Origin of the sequence: Rhodomicrobium sp. Az07, assembly GCF_018619475.1 — a bacterium.
Classification (GTDB): Bacteria; Pseudomonadota; Alphaproteobacteria; order Rhizobiales; family Rhodomicrobiaceae; genus Rhodomicrobium.
In genome coordinates, this window is record NZ_JAHFZG010000003.1 from 171,637 (window position 1) to 187,397 (window position 15,761).

A 15,761-nucleotide genomic window follows, 5' to 3' on the forward strand; every position below is an offset into this window, starting at 1 on the left:
AGCGGTCAGCGGGCGCGGCGCTGTTGTCCTTTCCCATGCCTCAATCGCTCTCCATAAAACGCCGTATGCGGCGTTTTATGGAGTATTTATGCGTAACGTCATCGATCTCATCGTCTTCACGCCCAGCATCGCGGTCGAATACGGGCAGAAGATCAAGACGCTCGTCGAACAGGCCGCAAACGCCGAAAATCTTCCCATCAGAGTCACGACATGGGACAAGTACGGCGACTTCTTCGACCCCGCAAATCGATATCCGCTCAACGAGTCTTGGCGCTCGAACGCTTCGAAGACCTCACGCTGGAACGGCTTGAAGCGGCGGCAGGATAAAGCCTAACCGGGGCTGATCACGGTCGAGAGGTCCGTGCGTGGCGCCGCTTCGGGTGAACACACGGCCTCACTTCCCCAACGATTCTCCGCGACACGCAAAACGGCAACCGAGCCCTTTCGCATCGCGAAATGCGAAGGCGCTCGGCCGTGCTCATTCAGGCGCGGACTGCGATCCAGCCTAGAGCCGGATCCGATCAGGTTGACTCAACCTGATTGGTGAATCCGTCTCTTCAGAAAAAAGACCGGATAACCGATCTGATTGCGATTCAATCAGATCGGAACGGGCTTTAGTGCGCCGGTGCGAAAACCCGCGCGGCTTTGATGCGCTTCGCCAGAATCTCGGCAAGGCCCAGCACGGCGACGCCTGTCAGGATGTGGACGATATGCGCGAGCTTCGCCATCTCCGCCTCGGCGATCCCCTGCTGATAAATCCCGATCGCAGGCGTCGCGGAAGCGACGATTGCGGCAAGGATCGCGATCACGGTGGCGCGCGAGAAGCCCTGAATCGCGAGCAGGAGCAGCGACAAGGCCGCAATGCCGCCCGCAACCTTGTGCGCGAGCAGCGGCACGCCCTCGACCGGCAGATATTTCGCGAAAAACGCGGCTCCAAGGCCGAGCGCGATGAGGCCGCCGAGGCGGACCAGCATGATGAGAACCGTTGTCATGTCACTTTCCCTCGAAAGAGCGCGCCGCTTGGTGCGGCGGTCGCGGATGCTGCGTCGACGATTAGGCGCAAATCGTGGCGAAGACGAGCGGCAGCGGCGTCGCAGCCGACAGGTAGCGTGCAGCGGCTGCGGCCTGTCGAGATCGACGAGGCCCAGCGCGCTCCAAGGCAGACGCGTTTCGTAAAATCGGACGGAAATTGGAAGCCGTCCCGAAAGCTGTCGCGCGGCATGCTTGCAAGGAGGCCGTCGCCGGATAGGCATGCCATGCGGAAACGCTGCGAACCGGTCCGCGCGCGAGACGCTCCCTCAATCGAGCGCAAAACGGCCGCGCCCTCGCAACCAGCTTTGCCGGATACGCACGCATGAAACTCCGCCTGAAACGCACTTCGCTCGTCCTTTGCGCAGTATTTGCGATTGCTTTCCATGCGTCGGGCGAGGCCGTTGCTCAAGGCCCCGACGGTCGCATCGGCGGAGGCGCTCCGATTCCCGTCGAACCACCGCCGAGCGTGCGCGGACCGCTCCCCGCCAGTCCGGCGCCGCCGTTGCAGGTCGAGCGGCCCCCGAACCGGCTCGGCGCTCCGCCCAGCGCGGTAGAGCGCCCACGCCCCGGCTTGTCGGCGCGAGGCACGCCCCGTTCCCGGAAGGGCCGCGCTCGCCCTTAGCGGATCGAACGGACGACGCGCACCGACCCACGTCAGACAGCTATCGAATCGCGGCGATGGCCGCGCGTGGCTTCGGCGCATTTCCCGGCAATGGCACGGACGACATCCAGGGGCTGACCGACCGCGCCTTGTCGTAGCCGTAGCGAAACAGCGTCTGCATGTAGGGCGCATTGAAACCAGGCCGGAGGCCGGGAATAGATTTCACCAGTTCGTCGAAGCCCTTGTCGATAAAAGTCAGGTGGAAGTTTCCAGGCCCCACATAGGTGGTGGCCGCATAAAGCGTGCCCTTGGCGCTTGCCTTGATGAGGGTCGAGAACGCGCGGGGCACTTCGGTCAGGATCCCGGATTCCACCACCTCGAACTCGGGCGAAAGGCGGTTGTTGATCACCACCCACAATTTAGCAGGCATGCCCTTGGGCGTTGAAAGCCCGCGCCCCGTCGCAAAGACCACATCCGGCAGGATGAAGACCTGCGTTGTCGCGCCCCCGTCGATGTGCATTTCGCGGAAGCGGCGGCCGTTCGCCTGAACCTCGATATAGGTCGGGCCGAAAATGCCGGGAATGCTTGCCGAGGCGACGAGCACATCGCGGAACAGGTCGCGGTATTGCGGCCCGGCGGCGGCGATGGCGCCCATGTCCCAGACCACGCCACGCTGCGCGTCGAGATTGGTTGTGACGACGAAAAGGCGGCGGCCCTTCGCATGCTCGGCGGCGACGGCGCGCAGAAGATCGTAATCGACGAAGGCGTCCACGAGTTCGACGAGCGACTGACGGCGCACCTCCGCTGTGCCGAGCAGCGAGAACACACCGCCAAGGTCGCCGAGAAACTGCGCCGCGGTGCCCGAAAACGCCTCCTGTAGCCGCGCATCGTAGGCCGGGCCGAGAAAGGCGAGCGGTGCGATGAGTGCGCCCGCGCTGACACCCGTAGCGATGGCGAATTTCGGCCGCGTGCCCGTCGCGGTCCAGCCGTTGATGACGCCCGCGCCATAAGCGCCGTCATAGGCGCCGCCGGAAAGCGCGAGCACGTCGAAACTCCCCGTCGCGGAAATGGCTCCGGACAAGGCGGTTCCGCGCACGAATTCGCGCAGCTCCGCGTCGCTGCCGTCTACCCAGAAGCGCGCGTTCGGAATGCCTGGAATTTCGGCGATGGCCTGTTCCTGCGCGGTGAACGGCACGCGCGGAATATAGGCGCAGGCGGCAAGCAGAAACGCGGCCACGATCAGCGCGAACGACTGTCGCGCCGCGACCGCAAGGCGGCCCCGACGGTGCGCATCCCGGTCAAAGCCCATCCCGCTCCCTCTTCCACGTCACAGCATTCGAGCACGTTTCCACCCGCTGGCTCGAAGCGTCAACAAGGCAGGCGCCGCTGCGCGGAGTTTCGGCCGTCACCGTTGCGCGACTGCAACCATAACGGGTTGATCACGGCCGTGTGTGCAATCGCCAGTGGTCAATGAGGGGCACGTCACCCGCCGGAAGCGGTGCGAAGAAGCTCTCCACGAGGCCCGCGTCAACCGCGCCGATGGTGGCGTGCGTCCATTTCGGGGAGCGGTCCTTGTCGATGACGGCGGCGCGAACGCCCTCCGCAAAATCGGCGTGGCGAATGAGCCGCGTGGCCACACGGTATTCCAGAGTCAGGGCCTCCTTGAGGCTCGCGAAGGCGTTGGCGCGGCGGTGCAGTTCGAACGTGAGATGCAGCGCGAGCGGCGAGCGCTTCGAGAGCGTTTCGAGCGTTGCATGCGCGAAATTTCGCCATCGACCGTTCTCGCGCTCAAGCCCGCGGAACAGGGCTTCGAGCGAAGGCGCGGCGAACAGACGATCGATGGGCTCGCGCATGGCTTCGAGCGCGCTTTCGCCGGGCGGCTCATGCAACCCGTCGAGCACAGTGTCGATGAGTTCTCCTTCGACCATGGCCGCCCGGATCGCGGCGAACCCCTCGCTAGGCACGCAATGCGTCGCAAGCCCGAGCGCATAGGCATCGTCGCGGTCGCAGGCGGCGCCCGTCAGCGCGAGATAGAGGCCGGTCCTGCCGGGCAGGCGCGGCAGGAACCACGAACCGCCGATATCGGGCACGAAGCCGATACCCGTTTCGGGCATGGCGAAGCGGAAATTTTCGCCCGCGACGCGATGGCTGCCGTAAAGGCTCACGCCCACGCCGCCGCCCATCACCGCGCCGTCGATCAGCGCAACATGAGGCTTGGGGAAGCATGCGAGCGACCAGTTGTGCTGATACTCGGCGGCGTAGAAGCGGTTCGCTTCTTCGGGCGCGTCAGCCGCCAGGTCGCGGATGGCGCGAATGTCGCCGCCAGCGCAAAACGCCTTGCCCTCGGCCTCCAGCATGACGCCACGAACGCGCCGATTTGCGGCGCAGGAATGAAGGAAGGCTTCGAGCCGTTCGATCATCGCGAAGGTCAACGCGTTCAGCGCCTTTGGTCGATTGAGCCGGGCGATCCCCGCGCTTCCCTCTTCCACACAGACGACGCCCTCTTCCGCATCCTTCATGATCGCTCCGGGCTAGACGTCCTCTTCCTTGTCGGTCTTCGTGCGGTACACGGCAACCCGCACCGGCGAGAACAGGCGCATCTTCGCCTTGGCCGCGAAAGGCAGCGGCACCCTCCCGAAAAGCTCCATCTGTTCGCGGCCTTTCTCCCGGCCTGTGTTCTCGAAAACGAGCCAGATTTCGCGCGGGTCGAGCCTGAGCGACGCCGAAACATAACTGAGGACGATGTCGATGTGACCCGCCGGAAGCGCGTCGGGAAAGAAAAGCACGGAGGGTTGCGGAGGGATCAGGAGGCCGTCGCGGTCGCCGCGCAGCGCGCGAACGTCGCGGCAATCGAGCCAGGAACGCGGGTATTGCGCGAGATTCATTTCGAGGATTTCGCAGCCCTCGGTGTCGAAGGCATAGCCCGCCGCATATTCGAAATTCCGCCGCGCCGCGAGAAGAAGCGTGCGGCCGTTACCCGCGCGGAAATCGACAAACGCATGGCGCTTCAGATCGCGGGGCAGGACCGACAACGCCCAGTCGAGCACCTTCTTGGGCATCGGCCCGCGATAGACGAACTCCTTTTCGACGCCCTTTTCGCCCTCGCTGACAGCGTACACTTCGAGCGGGGGCGTCTTGCTGAACAGTAGCCGCTCGGTGTGCCTGTCGAAGACGTGCCGATGCACGAGGCTGAGAAGGGCGAGGCGCCTGCGCCGCCAGTCCTTGAGGCGCATGCGCCGGAACAGCGCGGTGCCGATGTCGGCGGCGGTGCGTCTGCCGCTCGCGGCGAGATGCGATGCAACGCGGCCTGACCCGTGCAGCCGCTCCGCCGCCGATACCTTGAGCCCGCGAAGAGTCTCACTTGCCCGGCCAAGCAAAGAGGAGCCCGGCTCCGGCGTCGCTTCGACCGGGTCCGACACGGCAAGCGAAAGGGCGCGTAGCGGCGGCAAGATCTCGACATCCGCGACCGAAGGCGCCGCGCTTTCGCTGGCGGGGATCTGGCGGATCTGCTCGCGCGCGCTGTGCAATTCCTCGATCAGCCGCGCATGGGTCGCTTCGGGCGTCGGGCGAGACGGGGGCTGTTCCGGGGCACGCATCGGGGCGCGATCGGCAGGCAGCGCACCGCTCCGGATCGCTTGTTCAAGCGCCTCCGCGAGTGCATCGGGACTGGCGGCGACGGGGGCGCCGAAGCTGTACGCGCCACGGTCAGCCCTTGAAAATTTGCTCAGACGCTGATTCTCGGAGTCGTCGTCCGTCATGCCGCCCTGCCGAAATGTGCCCGCGAACGGCAGCGCGCCGCCGTAAACGCATGGATCACTGTTTTTTCACAACTTCACCAGTAAAGGCAATTGCCGTCACCAAGAAAACGACCGAAACCCAAGGCGCGGCCGCGTTGCCGATGTCGTGTTGTCATTTTACCGCGCGTCAACCTTTCAGTGCCATTATCGAAAAGAGTAACGGTTCTTTCAATTTGTAGAGGAGGCCGCGTATCATGGCGAACTTCGGGCAGAGTCAGAGCCGCGCGCGCGACGGGCTTCTCGCGGCAGCGCCGCGTCTTTACAAGTTCGCACTGGCGATCACCGCCAATGCCGACCTCGCCCAAGCCCTCCTGCGCGGCGCGCTCAAGAGCTTGCAAAATCGAAAGGATTGGCGGCAAAATGATCGCGATCATCTGACGGAGGCCTTTCGCCGAATCTACGCGCTTTGGGACGCGAAGCTCGCCGAAGATCCGAACCTCCAGAAGAAATACGTGCCCGATGCCCGCCTCTTCAGCGCGAGCCTGCTTAAGGGATCGCTTGCCGGCAATGCCCATTTCGCAAAATTCATCTCAAGTCTTCCGTCGCAGCAAAGAGCGGCTCTTTACCTCGTTTACGGCGAGGGCGCGTCCTATGACGAAGCGGCCGATGCGGTCGGCCTCGAAATGCTGGCGCTGATGAAGTGCCTTGCGCGGGGTCATGTCGCGCTTTCGCATTGGCTCGATACGCGCGGGCTCTCCGAGGGCTCCCGTCAGGGCGGCCTTGACATCGATCCGTCGATCATCAGGGAGCGTGCCGCATGACGCACCTCTCCGACGAATTCCTTCTTGCCTATCTCGATGGGCAACTCGAAAAGACCCAGGCTGCCGAGGTCACGCAGCTCTCGGCGGTCAATGCCGAAGTGTCGCGGCGGATCGCCCGGCTGAAACGCACGCAGGCGCAGCTTATCGAGACGTTCGGCGCGTTCGCACGCGACGACGTTACCGTACCGAAAGCCGCGCTTCAGATGGGCGACCCCGACGCGCAGGCGCGGCCGCAGCGCGCGGCATCGCAAGCCGTTTCCCGGCCATCGGCGGAGGTCTCGTCGTCGGGTCGGTCGCCCGCGGCTGCGCGGCAGATGCTGTTTGTCGCGGCCGTCTTCCTCGGCGGACTTCTCGGCGGATACGGAGCGACGCTGCTCGCGGGCGATCCCGCGCCGCTTCCCCCGAAGGACACCGACCGACCGGCTTCCGCCGTGATCGCGCCCACCGCATGGCCGACCGACATCGCGCGGTTCCACAGCTATTTCCCGCGCGAGACGCTGACGCCCTACCCCGACGCCATCGCGAACCCGGAGCTTATCCGCTTCCAGCTTTCCAAGATCACCGGGCGGGCGCTGACGCCGCCCGATTTCACCCGGCAGGGCTACACGCTCTATCGCGGCCAGACGTTCAACTACCGTCAGGACCGCATGATGCAGCTCACCTATTCTTCGAAGAACGAGCCGCCGGTAACCTTTTACGCGCTGCCCGGAGCGGAGAGCGGCGACAGCGCCGTCGCGGTTCAGACAATCGGCTCGCTCAAGGGCGTGAACTGGGTCTTCGATCGCGTGCGCTTCTTCATTACGTCCGACAGGAGCGAGGAAGATCTGAAAGTGCTGGCCGCCGTCGCGCAAAGCCAGATGACGCCGAAGCGGTAAGATTTAGTGAAGACCGTCGCGCGGGCCGCCAGCACTGCGGCGTTAAGCTGCGCGGACGCTGCTTCTTTCGCTTTTGTCGCGGGCGGAGTATGAAGGAGGTGTTAACCGGCCACACCTCCAAGAGCGATTCATGTCCTTTCAAAAGCCTGCGTTCGTCCTGACCCTGTCCTGCGCCGATCAATCGGGCATCGTTGCTTCCATCGCCGGGATATTGGCCGAGCACGGCTGCAACATCACGGACAGCGCGCAGTTTGGGGATGTGAAGTCGAACCGTTTTTTCATGCGCGTCTCGTTCTCCGCGCCGGACACGATGGACGAGGCCGGCGCGGAACGCATGCTGAAGCCCGTGGTCGACCGCTTCAGGATGACCACGCGGCTCCATCCCGTCGCCGAACGTATGCGGATGTTGATCCTCGTTTCGAAATTCGGCCATTGTCTGAACGACCTGCTTTACCGCCACCGGGTCGGCGCCCTCCCGGTCGAAATCCCCGCCATCGTATCGAACCACCGCGATTTCTACCGGCTCGCCGCCAGCCACGACATTCCCTTCCATCATCTGCCTGTGACGCCCGACACAAAGGAGAAACAGGAGAACAAGCTTGCCGAAATCATTGAAGAGGAGAGGATCGATCTCGTCGTCCTGGCCCGCTACATGCAGGTGCTGTCCGAAGACCTGTGCCGAAAGCTCCAGGGGCGCGCGATCAACATCCATCACTCATTCCTGCCGAGCTTCAAGGGCGCAAAGCCCTATCATCAGGCCCATATGCGCGGCGTGAAACTGATCGGCGCAACGGCGCATTACGTCACGCCCGCGCTCGACGAGGGCCCGATCATCGAGCAGGAAGTGGCACGCGTCGATCATTCGATGTCGATCGAGGATCTCGTGAACATGGGGCGAGACGTCGAGAGTCTCGTTCTTTCGCGCGCAGTAAAGTGGCATGTGGAACACCGTATCCTGGTTAACGGCAATCGGACTGTCGTTTTCCGGTAAGAAACGAAAAGAATAAGTCCTCGCTCGATCATTGTCCTTTCGCGTGTGCTTCGATGGACCAACTCCGTTACCAGCGCGAGAATGAATCAAGACGGCCACACCCCATAAGTTCTTTATGTTTTTAGATGTTAAGAACGAATGGGTTTTTTGTTCCCGCGCAACGACAACGACTCTATATTGCGTTGATCGTATTGCGAACGGTGATGCAATGAAAAAAATTGACAGCCTTATTGTCGACATCCAGTCGGTCATAGAAAAACTCTCTGGAATAAACGCGCGCTTACAGGAAATAAAGGAAGAGAACGAAGCAATCGAAAGAGCAAGAGACAAGTTACGAAGCCAGAAAAACGTCAAGAAAAACGGCAGCTGACCTGTATAATTACTTGTATTTATTCTCTGGCAAAGCGGCGCTTCCAACTTCCGCCATCCTCGTCGTCCGCGCAAAACTTGCCTGACTGACAGCCAAGCTTTCTCGCATCCAGGACGCCTTGGCATGGGGCTTTTTCACTTGTAACACCCCCGCCGAACCTGCTCTTTGTGGACCACGAACGCGCGCCTCACGCGCAAACACGTCACGAGGTCTGCTTCCCATGAATGCCCTCAGCCGCTATGCGCTCCAGAGCGTCGGTGTAGCGGCGTTCGTTCTCGCGCTGAAATGGCTCGCTGCCGCGCTGACAGGCTCCGTCGCGCTCTGGTCGGACGCGCTGGAGAGCATCATCAATGTCGTGGTGGCGGCGGTGGCCTATTTCGCGCTGCGTCTCAGCGCGAAAGGAGCCGATGCCAATCATCAGTTCGGTCATTACAAGGTCGAGTATTTCTCCGCCGTGCTGGAAGGCGCGCTCATTGCCGTGGCCGCGCTGGCCATTTTCCGCGAGGCGACCGCGAGCTTCTTCGATCCGAAGCCGCTCGATGCCCCGATCCTCGGCCTTGCGATCAATGGCGTGGCGACTGTCATCAACGCGGGTTGGGGCTGGCACCTGACGCGCATCGGGCGCCGCGAACGCTCGCCCGCCCTTTATGCAGACGGCCAGCACGTCCTGTCCGACGTGATTTCGTCCCTCGGCGTCATCCTCGGGCTCATCGCCGCTGTCCTGACCGGCTGGCTCTGGCTCGACGCGGTCATCGCGGCTTTTGTCGGCGCGTACATCCTCACCACGGGCTGGCGGCTGGTCAAGCACAGCATCGGCGGTTTGATGGACGCAGCGGCCGATTCTGAAACGCTCGCCGCGATCAAGACAACCATCGGCACAGAGGCAAACGGCGCGCTCGAAGCCCATGATCTGCGCACACGCGCCGCCGGCCCCGTCACCTTCATCGAATTTCATCTCGTGGTGCCCGCATCCATGACGGTGAGCACCGCGCACGACATCTGCGACCGCATCGAAAGCGCCCTGATGCGGGTCGTTCCCGGCGCCCGCGTCACGATCCATGTCGAACCGGAGGACAAGGCGAAGCATGCGGGCGTGTCGATGCGCTCGTCGCATGCGTAAAGGCTGCGCGCTCGGGTTTCGCAAGTTCGCCGCCGCTCAAGCCTCGGCGCGTCGTTGTTGCGCGCGTTCATAAGCGGCGGCCATATCGCGCGCGATGGCCACACCCTCGGGCAGCGCAAAGCGGTATTGCGCCGACAATTCCAGCAGGAAGAGAGCGTCCGGCGGGAGGTCCACGTCACCCATCAGGTCGAGCCACGGAAGCTTTCCCCAGCCGAGCGGCAAATGCAGGTCGCCCAGGCCATAGGCCACGCGCTCGGACGGCACGAAGACGGCCATATCGGCGGGATCGGCGAAGCAGTCGTGCAAATGCAGATGCGGAGACACGCGGGCCAACGCCCTGGCCTCCGCCATGAAATCCGCCCCCTCCGCGGCGCAGGCGAGCGCAGCATGCGCGAAGTCGAGGCAGCCCGTCACATTCGGATGCGAGATGGCCGCAATCTCGCGTGCGATGCGCGAAGGAAGCGGCGCGATCCGGCCCCTGTCGGGCACGTAGATGTTCTCGATGGCAAGGCTCATGCCGCCCTGCGCCGCCACGTCGGCAAGCGCGCGAAACACGTCGCGCTGGCGCGAATGGGCCGTCTCGATCTGCCCTTCGTCGGCGCGCGCGATATGCCCGGTGTGCAGAACGATGCGGAAGACGCCAAGCTCCGCCGCCGCGGCGATGGCCGCTTCCGCCACGATCCGATGACGCGGAAGGAGGCCGGGCGCGTCCATCGCGTTGACGCCGACGGGACCATGCGCCGTAAACGCAAACGGCCTCGTCCCGATCGCTCGCGCCAATCGCTTCATCTGGTCGGGCAAGACCCGGCCGCCCGCGATGATGTCGAGCGCGAACAGCGGCAATTCCACCACATCCACGCCGATTTCCTCGGCGAGGTCCAGATTGCGCCGGAGCGCCTCGAAATCGGAATCTTCGCATGCCGCGCTCGCGAACCCAACCCCGCCTACGATTGCCATCGTGCGCCCTCCCCTCGAAGAAAGCCGCACGATAGCACGAGGGCGCGACCGGTTCAGGCGTTCGAGCGGACTGCCTTGTAAACTTCGATCATCTCCTGCATCTCGCGCACGCTCTCGTCGAGCGCGTACCAGTAGCGCGGCGGCAGTTCGAGGTTGAAGATGACGTCAGGGCGGAAGGTAAAGCGCTTCATCATCTCCTGCCACGGGAGATTGCCCCAGCCGATGGGCGCGTGCAGATCGCCAAGGCCGTAGGCGAGCCGTTCGGCATCGGCGTGGGTGCGGATCCGTGTCGGATCGCCAAAGGAATCGTGGATGTGGAGATGGATGGCGACGCGGGCGAGCGCCTCGGCCTCCGCCAGAAAGTCCGCTCCCTGCGCCGCGCTGGTAATCGCACCGTGCGAGAAATCGAGGCAGCCGAACACGTTCGGATGACCGATGGCCTCGATTTCGCGGGCAAGGCGCGAGGGAAGCGCGGTCACCTTGCCTTCGGTCTTCGTGAAGATATTCTCCACGGCCACGATGATACCGTGTTCGGCGGCGACGTCGCCGAGCCTTGCGAAGCAGTCGCGCTGATTGCCATAGGCCGCTTCGATTTCCCGCTCGTCGCTTGCCATCATGACGCCGGTATGGAAAACGACATGCACCGCGCCGATTTCGGCTGCGGCTTCCACGGTCGCCCGCGCCACGTCAAAATGTCGTTCCGAAAGCTCGCGCTGCATGAAGTTCACCGCGATCGGCCCATGCGCCGTGTAACCGAGCGCGCGCGGACGCAGCGCTTCCTTGAGGCGGCGCATCTGGCTCGGGATGACGTGGCCGCCCGCGATCAGGTCCATCGCAAAGATGGGGATTTCGACGAAATCGACGCCCAGTTCCTGAGCCTGATCGAGATTGCGTCGCAGGATTTCGAATTGGTAATCGTCTCGAACCGCACTCGAGAAACCGGCTCCACGAACAGCCGCCATGGCTCACCTCTTCCATTTTGCGCACAAGGCTAGGGTGCGCCTGCGAAGCGATGATGACACGGCGATGGGGCGGCGCGGTGACGCAACCTGCGTGCGCTCTGGCGCGATGGCCGACGCAAAAAAGGCCGGGGCGAACCCGGCCTTGCTGGCATTTCCTAAGCGAGCGGCGGCGCTACTTCAAGCTTGCGCAGAACCGCTGAATACGACGGCCCGCTTCCTCAAGCTCCTCTGCGGACGTCGCGTAGGAGATGCGGAAATAGGGCGAAAGCCCGAACGCCGCGCCGTGGACGACCGCCACGCCCTCGTCTTCGAGAAGCGCCGTCACCACGTCCTCGTCGTTCTCCAGCACCTTGCCGCCGGGCGTCTTCTTGCCGATCAGCCCGGCGCAGGACGGAAAGACATAAAACGCGCCTTCGGGGGTCGGGCAATCGATGCCATCGGCGTCGTTCAGCATGGACACGATGAGGTCGCGCCGCTGCTTGAAGCTGTCCGCGCGCACCGGCAGAAAATCCTGTGTGCCGTTCAGCGCCTCGACGCTCGCCCATTGCGAGATGCTCGTCGGGTTCGATGTCGTCTGCGACTGAAGCGTCGTCATCGCCTTGATGAGCGCCTCGGGGCCGCCGCAATAGCCGATCCGCCAGCCGGTCATCGCGTAAGCTTTCGACACGCCGTTCACGGTGAGCGTGCGGTCGTAGAGCGCGGGCTCGATTTCCGCGGGCGTCGTGAACTTGAAGCCGTCATAGACGAGGTGCTCGTACATGTCGTCCGACAGCACCCACACCTGCGGATGGCGCAGCAGCACGTCGGTCAGCGCCTTCAACTCGTCGCGCGTGTAGGCCGCGCCCGTCGGGTTCGAGGGATGGTTGAAGATGACCCACTTCGTCTTCGGCGTGATGGCCGCTTCGAGCGTTTCGGGCGACAGCTTGAACTTCGTGCCGATGCCCGCTTCCGCGAATACGCAGGTGCCGCCCGCCAGCAGCACGATGTCCGGATACGACACCCAGTAGGGCGCGGGAATGACCACCTCGTCGCCGGGGTTCAGCGTCGCGACCATGGCGTTGAAGATGACCTTCTTGCCGCCCGGCGCCGCCATGACCTGGCTCGGCTTGTAGTCGAGGTTGTTCTCGCGCTTGAACTTGGCGCAGATCGCCTGCTTCAGTTCAGGAATGCCGTCGACGTTCGTATACTTCGTCTTGCCGTCGCGGATGGCCTTGATGGCGGCTTCCTTGATGTTGTCCGGCGTGTCGAAATCGGGCTCGCCCGCGCCGAGGCTGATCACGTCCTTGCCCGCCGCTTTCAGCTCGCGCGCCTTGGACGACACGGCGATGGTGGGCGAGGGCTTAACGCGAGCAAGCGCGTCGGACAGGAAGGCCATTATCTTTCTCCAGAAATACGGGAATGCGCACGCAAACTATGCCTGTCCGGCAAGGCGCGCAAGAGCGGTTTCCTTTGATCAATCCCGTTCGCTACTTACGCCCGCAGTTCATGGCGAGACGGACACAATTTTCTGATGCAGGCCGCTCTTCTTTCGCTTTACATCCGAAAAGTTCGATGACACGCTTGCCCCATGAGCAATGCAACGAAAGGAGGTGATCCGATGTCGAGTGGGATTTCAGCGCTGAAGCCACAGCTTGTGCGTGTCCCGGCGTCGTTGGAGCAGCCTCCGGCGAATGCCTGATGCGTCATAGCGTTGCGCCATTGCATGGCGCAACGGGCTGTGTAACAGCCTGTCTCACGGCCGCGAGGGAGCGACACCTCGCGGCTTTTTTGTGTCCGCCTTCAACCTCATCGGGAAGTCGTTTTCGATCCGGTTTTTGCTTTTCTTCCCCGCCGTCAGCAGAAACACCGCCTGCTGCGCAACGATATTGTGCAGGAACGGCGGCACGCGGCTACCGAGCGGCCGCCCGTTCGGCGACAGCGCGAAGGAACGCTCGATCTTCGCGCCCGCGACGTGGCACAACTCGCGGAAGTCGGCGATTGTGCAGAAGTGAATGTTCGGCGTCTCGTACCACGCCTCAGGCAGGTTCCACGTCATCGGCATGCGTCCGTTGAACAGGATCTGCGCGCGAATGCGCCAGTGCCCGAAATTCGGGAACGAGACGATGACATGGCGCGCGATGCGCAGCAGTTCCTGAAGCACCTCTTTCGGGCGCGTGGTCGCCTGAAGAGTCTGCGACAGGATCGCGTAATCGAACGCCTGATCGGGATAGTTGATGAGGTCGTGGTCGGCGTCGCCCTGGATCACGGACAGGCCCTTCGCCACGCAGAAATTCACGCCGGATTGCGAAAGCTCGACGCCGCGCCCGTCCACCTTTTTCTTCTCTTCGAGAAGCTTCAGAAGCTCGCCCGTGCCGCATCCGACATCGAGCACGCGCGCGCCGTCCGCCACCATGCCTGCGATCAGAAGGAGGTCGATGCGGGGCTGCATCGCCTGCGCCGAGGCGAAAGCGGCCCGGTCTTCATGGGCAGTCATCAGTAGCCCTCCCCGGAAATCCCGTCCGCTAGCGCCGGCAGTCCGCGCTTGGCGCGCGCCGACTCGAGGAAGCCGCGCACCGTGTCGAACAACTCCGGTTCATGCAGCAGGAACGCGTCGTGGCCCTTGTCCGTCTCGATCTCGACGAAGCTCACATTCGCCGCAACCGCGTTCAGCGCCTGCACGATGGCGCGGCTTTCGCGCGTCGGATAGAGCCAGTCGCTCGTGAATGAGACGACACAGAAGCGCGTCTTCGTGCCGGTGAAGTTGTTCGCAAGCACGCCGCCACAGTCCGCGGCGAGGTCGAAATAATCCATCGCTCGCGTAATATAGAGGTAACTGTTGGCGTCGAAGCGGTCCACGAAGCTGATGCCCTGATGGCGCAGATAGCTCTCGACCTGAAAATCGGCGTCAAAACCGAAGGTGATCTTCTGCCGGTTCTGAAGGTTGCGGCCGAACTTGCGATGCAGCGCGTCATCGGAGAGGTAGGTTATGTGCGCGGCCATGCGCGCCACCGCGAGGCCCTTCGCGGGGTTCGTCCCCACTTCGAGATAGCGTCCGCCGCGCCATTCGGGATCGGCCATGACCGACTGGCGGCCGACCTCGTTGAACGCGATATTCTGCGACGATTGGCGCGCGGCGGTCGCGATCGGCATCGCGGAAAATACGCGGTCGCCGTAGCTCGCGCACCATTCGAGCGCCTGCATACCGCCCATCGAGCCGCCGAGCACGCAAAAAAGGTCGGAAATTTCAAGATGGTCGATCAGCCGCGCCTGCGCACGCACCATGTCATCGACGGTGATGACAGGAAAATCGATCCCCCATGGCTTGCCGGTCGCCCGGTTGATGGAGGCTGGGCCGGTCGACCCCATGCATCCGCCGATCACGTTGGAGCAGATCACGAAATAACGGTTTGTATCGACGGGTTTGCCGGGGCCGACGAGCGTCTCCCACCAGCCGGGCTTTCCCGTGACGGGGTGTCGGTCGAAAACATGCTGGTCGCCCGTCAGCGCGTGGCAGACGAGAATCGCGTTTGTCTTGTCCGCATTGAGTTCGCCATAGGTCTGGTATGCGATCTGGAAAGTTTCGAGCGAGCGCCCGCAATCGAGCGGTAGTGGCTCGCGGCTCTGGAAAAGCTGGCACGCTAACGGTATCGTCCGGTACTCGCTGCCGGTAACAAGCAACCTGCTCATTGGCGAAACGGCCCCTGCCCTCTCGACGGACGGCCGACCGTTAACGCGTCGGACCGGGGCGAGCCACGGCCTTTTAGCGAGTTTTTTAACGTGGCTGCAAGCCGGCCGGCCAAATCACCACGACCTGTAATTAAAGGATGCCAGGGGGCCTACGTCAAGGGCTGCCGAGCCTGCGGCATTGCGCGAATGTCTCTTATGCAGTCCGCGCTTCGCGGTCTTCCTGCGTTTCGGTGCTTCTGTCCTCGAAGCCGTTCCGATGGTGAAGGACTGTCAGAACCTCCAGCACGACGACGGCAAACTCGTTGAATTGCCAGCCGCGCTGTTCGGAATCGAGCCAGAGATGCTCGATCTTCTTTTCCATCGACGTCGCGAATTTCGGCCGGAGAGGAGGTGGTGTCAGTTCGATCTTCTTGTCCATCGGCAGCACGAGCCTTTTTTCGATATCAACTATCAGGCTTCTTTCTGTACGCATCACGTCCACCCCTATGCTTGTGAGTTGCCGCGTCATTCGCCTTTTCAATATGACAAGCAACTCTTCTTGTCAGTAGCCCAGCATCTGCTTGCAAGAATGTGATCGGAGAAAAAGCGGCTCGGTGGAATACCGTGTTCCGAGCTTTGCCCTCCCCGTA

General features: G+C 63.0%; 16 protein-coding genes and 1 riboswitch. Of the genes, 6 read left to right on the forward strand and 10 right to left on the reverse strand.

The window, feature by feature from the left end; all coding sequences use genetic code 11:
• Positions 1-88 precede the first annotated feature (88 nt).
• Positions 89-334, forward strand: a complete 246-nt coding sequence (locus KKP04_RS03560) for a hypothetical protein (protein WP_215026821.1) — start codon at positions 89-91, stop codon at positions 332-334.
• 280 nt (positions 335-614) lie between these two features.
• Here KKP04_RS03560 and KKP04_RS03565 read toward each other — a convergent pair whose 3' ends face one another.
• From KKP04_RS03565 to KKP04_RS03580, 4 genes are all read right to left on the reverse strand, one after another.
• Positions 615-992 carry a hypothetical protein gene (locus KKP04_RS03565; RefSeq protein WP_215026824.1) on the reverse strand — a complete coding sequence of 126 codons (378 nt, stop codon included), beginning with the start codon at positions 990-992 and terminating at the stop codon, positions 615-617.
• Positions 993-1,694: 702 nt separating this feature from the next.
• A complete protein-coding gene (locus KKP04_RS03570) occupies positions 1,695-2,942 on the reverse strand; it encodes a patatin-like phospholipase family protein (protein WP_215026827.1) in 1,248 nt (415 codons plus the stop codon).
• Between the two features lie 130 nt (positions 2,943-3,072).
• Positions 3,073-4,152 (reverse strand): enoyl-CoA hydratase/isomerase family protein, encoded by a 1,080-nt coding sequence (locus KKP04_RS03575; RefSeq protein ID WP_215026830.1) that lies wholly within the window; start codon positions 4,150-4,152, stop codon positions 3,073-3,075.
• 12 nt (positions 4,153-4,164) lie between these two features.
• Positions 4,165-5,391: a hypothetical protein gene (locus KKP04_RS03580; RefSeq protein WP_215026832.1), complete on the reverse strand. Its 1,227-nt coding sequence runs from the start codon at positions 5,389-5,391 to the stop codon at positions 4,165-4,167.
• 233 nt (positions 5,392-5,624) lie between these two features.
• Between KKP04_RS03580 and KKP04_RS03585 the strand changes: the two genes are divergently transcribed.
• From KKP04_RS03585 to KKP04_RS03605, 5 genes are all read left to right on the forward strand, one after another.
• Entirely contained in the window at positions 5,625-6,191 is a 567-nt protein-coding gene (locus KKP04_RS03585; RefSeq protein WP_215026836.1) for a hypothetical protein, read from the forward strand.
• Positions 6,188-7,066: an anti-sigma factor gene (locus tag KKP04_RS03590; RefSeq protein WP_215026839.1), complete on the forward strand. Its 879-nt coding sequence runs from the start codon at positions 6,188-6,190 to the stop codon at positions 7,064-7,066. Before KKP04_RS03585 ends, KKP04_RS03590 begins: the two co-directional genes overlap by 4 nt.
• 130 nt (positions 7,067-7,196) lie before the next feature.
• The gene (gene purU / locus KKP04_RS03595) at positions 7,197-8,057 is read left to right on the forward strand and encodes a formyltetrahydrofolate deformylase (protein ID WP_215026842.1); all 861 of its coding nucleotides are present in this window, start codon (positions 7,197-7,199) and stop codon (positions 8,055-8,057) included.
• Positions 8,058-8,172: 115 nt separating this feature from the next.
• Positions 8,173-8,427 (forward strand): hypothetical protein, encoded by a 255-nt coding sequence (locus tag KKP04_RS03600; RefSeq protein WP_215026845.1) that lies wholly within the window; start codon positions 8,173-8,175, stop codon positions 8,425-8,427.
• A gap of 220 nt (positions 8,428-8,647) precedes the next feature.
• Positions 8,648-9,547 (forward strand): cation diffusion facilitator family transporter, encoded by a 900-nt coding sequence (locus KKP04_RS03605; RefSeq protein ID WP_215026848.1) that lies wholly within the window; start codon positions 8,648-8,650, stop codon positions 9,545-9,547.
• 36 nt (positions 9,548-9,583) lie between these two features.
• Here KKP04_RS03605 and KKP04_RS03610 read toward each other — a convergent pair whose 3' ends face one another.
• From KKP04_RS03610 to KKP04_RS03635, 6 genes are all read right to left on the reverse strand, one after another.
• Positions 9,584-10,504, reverse strand: a complete 921-nt coding sequence (locus KKP04_RS03610; protein WP_215026851.1) for a sugar phosphate isomerase/epimerase — start codon at positions 10,502-10,504, stop codon at positions 9,584-9,586.
• A 53-nt stretch (positions 10,505-10,557) separates the two neighbouring features.
• Positions 10,558-11,466 (reverse strand): sugar phosphate isomerase/epimerase, encoded by a 909-nt coding sequence (locus KKP04_RS03615; RefSeq protein ID WP_215026854.1) that lies wholly within the window; start codon positions 11,464-11,466, stop codon positions 10,558-10,560.
• A gap of 172 nt (positions 11,467-11,638) precedes the next feature.
• Positions 11,639-12,841 carry a pyridoxal phosphate-dependent aminotransferase gene (locus tag KKP04_RS03620; RefSeq protein ID WP_215026856.1) on the reverse strand — a complete coding sequence of 401 codons (1,203 nt, stop codon included), beginning with the start codon at positions 12,839-12,841 and terminating at the stop codon, positions 11,639-11,641.
• 357 nt (positions 12,842-13,198) lie between these two features.
• Complete coding sequence (gene metW / locus KKP04_RS03625) at positions 13,199-13,939, reverse strand: methionine biosynthesis protein MetW (protein WP_251133876.1); 741 nt, start codon at positions 13,937-13,939, stop codon at positions 13,199-13,201.
• Complete coding sequence (locus tag KKP04_RS03630; RefSeq protein WP_215026859.1) at positions 13,939-15,132, reverse strand: homoserine O-acetyltransferase; 1,194 nt, start codon at positions 15,130-15,132, stop codon at positions 13,939-13,941. The genes metW and KKP04_RS03630 overlap by 1 nt, the downstream gene beginning before the upstream one ends.
• Before the next feature lie 53 nt (positions 15,133-15,185).
• Positions 15,186-15,263, reverse strand: a riboswitch (SAM riboswitch).
• 62 nt (positions 15,264-15,325) lie between these two features.
• Positions 15,326-15,604: a hypothetical protein gene (locus tag KKP04_RS03635; RefSeq protein ID WP_215026862.1), complete on the reverse strand. Its 279-nt coding sequence runs from the start codon at positions 15,602-15,604 to the stop codon at positions 15,326-15,328.
• Positions 15,605-15,761: the final 157 nt, after the last annotated feature.

Coding starts and splice junctions, on each gene's coding strand:
- KKP04_RS03580 (WP_215026832.1), bottom strand. CDS start 5,391: ATGACGGACGACGACTCCGAGAATCAGCGTCTGAGCAAATTTTCAAGG.
- KKP04_RS03570 (WP_215026827.1), bottom strand. CDS start 2,942: ATGGGCTTTGACCGGGATGCGCACCGTCGGGGCCGCCTTGCGGTCGCG.
- KKP04_RS03635 (WP_215026862.1), bottom strand. CDS start 15,604: ATGCGTACAGAAAGAAGCCTGATAGTTGATATCGAAAAAAGGCTCGTG.
- KKP04_RS03630 (WP_215026859.1), bottom strand. CDS start 15,132: ATGAGCAGGTTGCTTGTTACCGGCAGCGAGTACCGGACGATACCGTTA.
- purU (WP_215026842.1), top strand. CDS start 7,197: ATGTCCTTTCAAAAGCCTGCGTTCGTCCTGACCCTGTCCTGCGCCGAT.
- KKP04_RS03610 (WP_215026851.1), bottom strand. CDS start 10,504: ATGGCAATCGTAGGCGGGGTTGGGTTCGCGAGCGCGGCATGCGAAGAT.
- KKP04_RS03605 (WP_215026848.1), top strand. CDS start 8,648: ATGAATGCCCTCAGCCGCTATGCGCTCCAGAGCGTCGGTGTAGCGGCG.
- KKP04_RS03615 (WP_215026854.1), bottom strand. CDS start 11,466: ATGGCGGCTGTTCGTGGAGCCGGTTTCTCGAGTGCGGTTCGAGACGAT.
- metW (WP_251133876.1), bottom strand. CDS start 13,939: ATGACTGCCCATGAAGACCGGGCCGCTTTCGCCTCGGCGCAGGCGATG.
- KKP04_RS03590 (WP_215026839.1), top strand. CDS start 6,188: ATGACGCACCTCTCCGACGAATTCCTTCTTGCCTATCTCGATGGGCAA.
- KKP04_RS03600 (WP_215026845.1), top strand. CDS start 8,173: ATGTTTTTAGATGTTAAGAACGAATGGGTTTTTTGTTCCCGCGCAACG.
- KKP04_RS03565 (WP_215026824.1), bottom strand. CDS start 992: ATGACAACGGTTCTCATCATGCTGGTCCGCCTCGGCGGCCTCATCGCG.
- KKP04_RS03575 (WP_215026830.1), bottom strand. CDS start 4,152: ATGAAGGATGCGGAAGAGGGCGTCGTCTGTGTGGAAGAGGGAAGCGCG.
- KKP04_RS03620 (WP_215026856.1), bottom strand. CDS start 12,841: ATGGCCTTCCTGTCCGACGCGCTTGCTCGCGTTAAGCCCTCGCCCACC.
- KKP04_RS03585 (WP_215026836.1), top strand. CDS start 5,625: ATGGCGAACTTCGGGCAGAGTCAGAGCCGCGCGCGCGACGGGCTTCTC.
- KKP04_RS03560 (WP_215026821.1), top strand. CDS start 89: ATGCGTAACGTCATCGATCTCATCGTCTTCACGCCCAGCATCGCGGTC.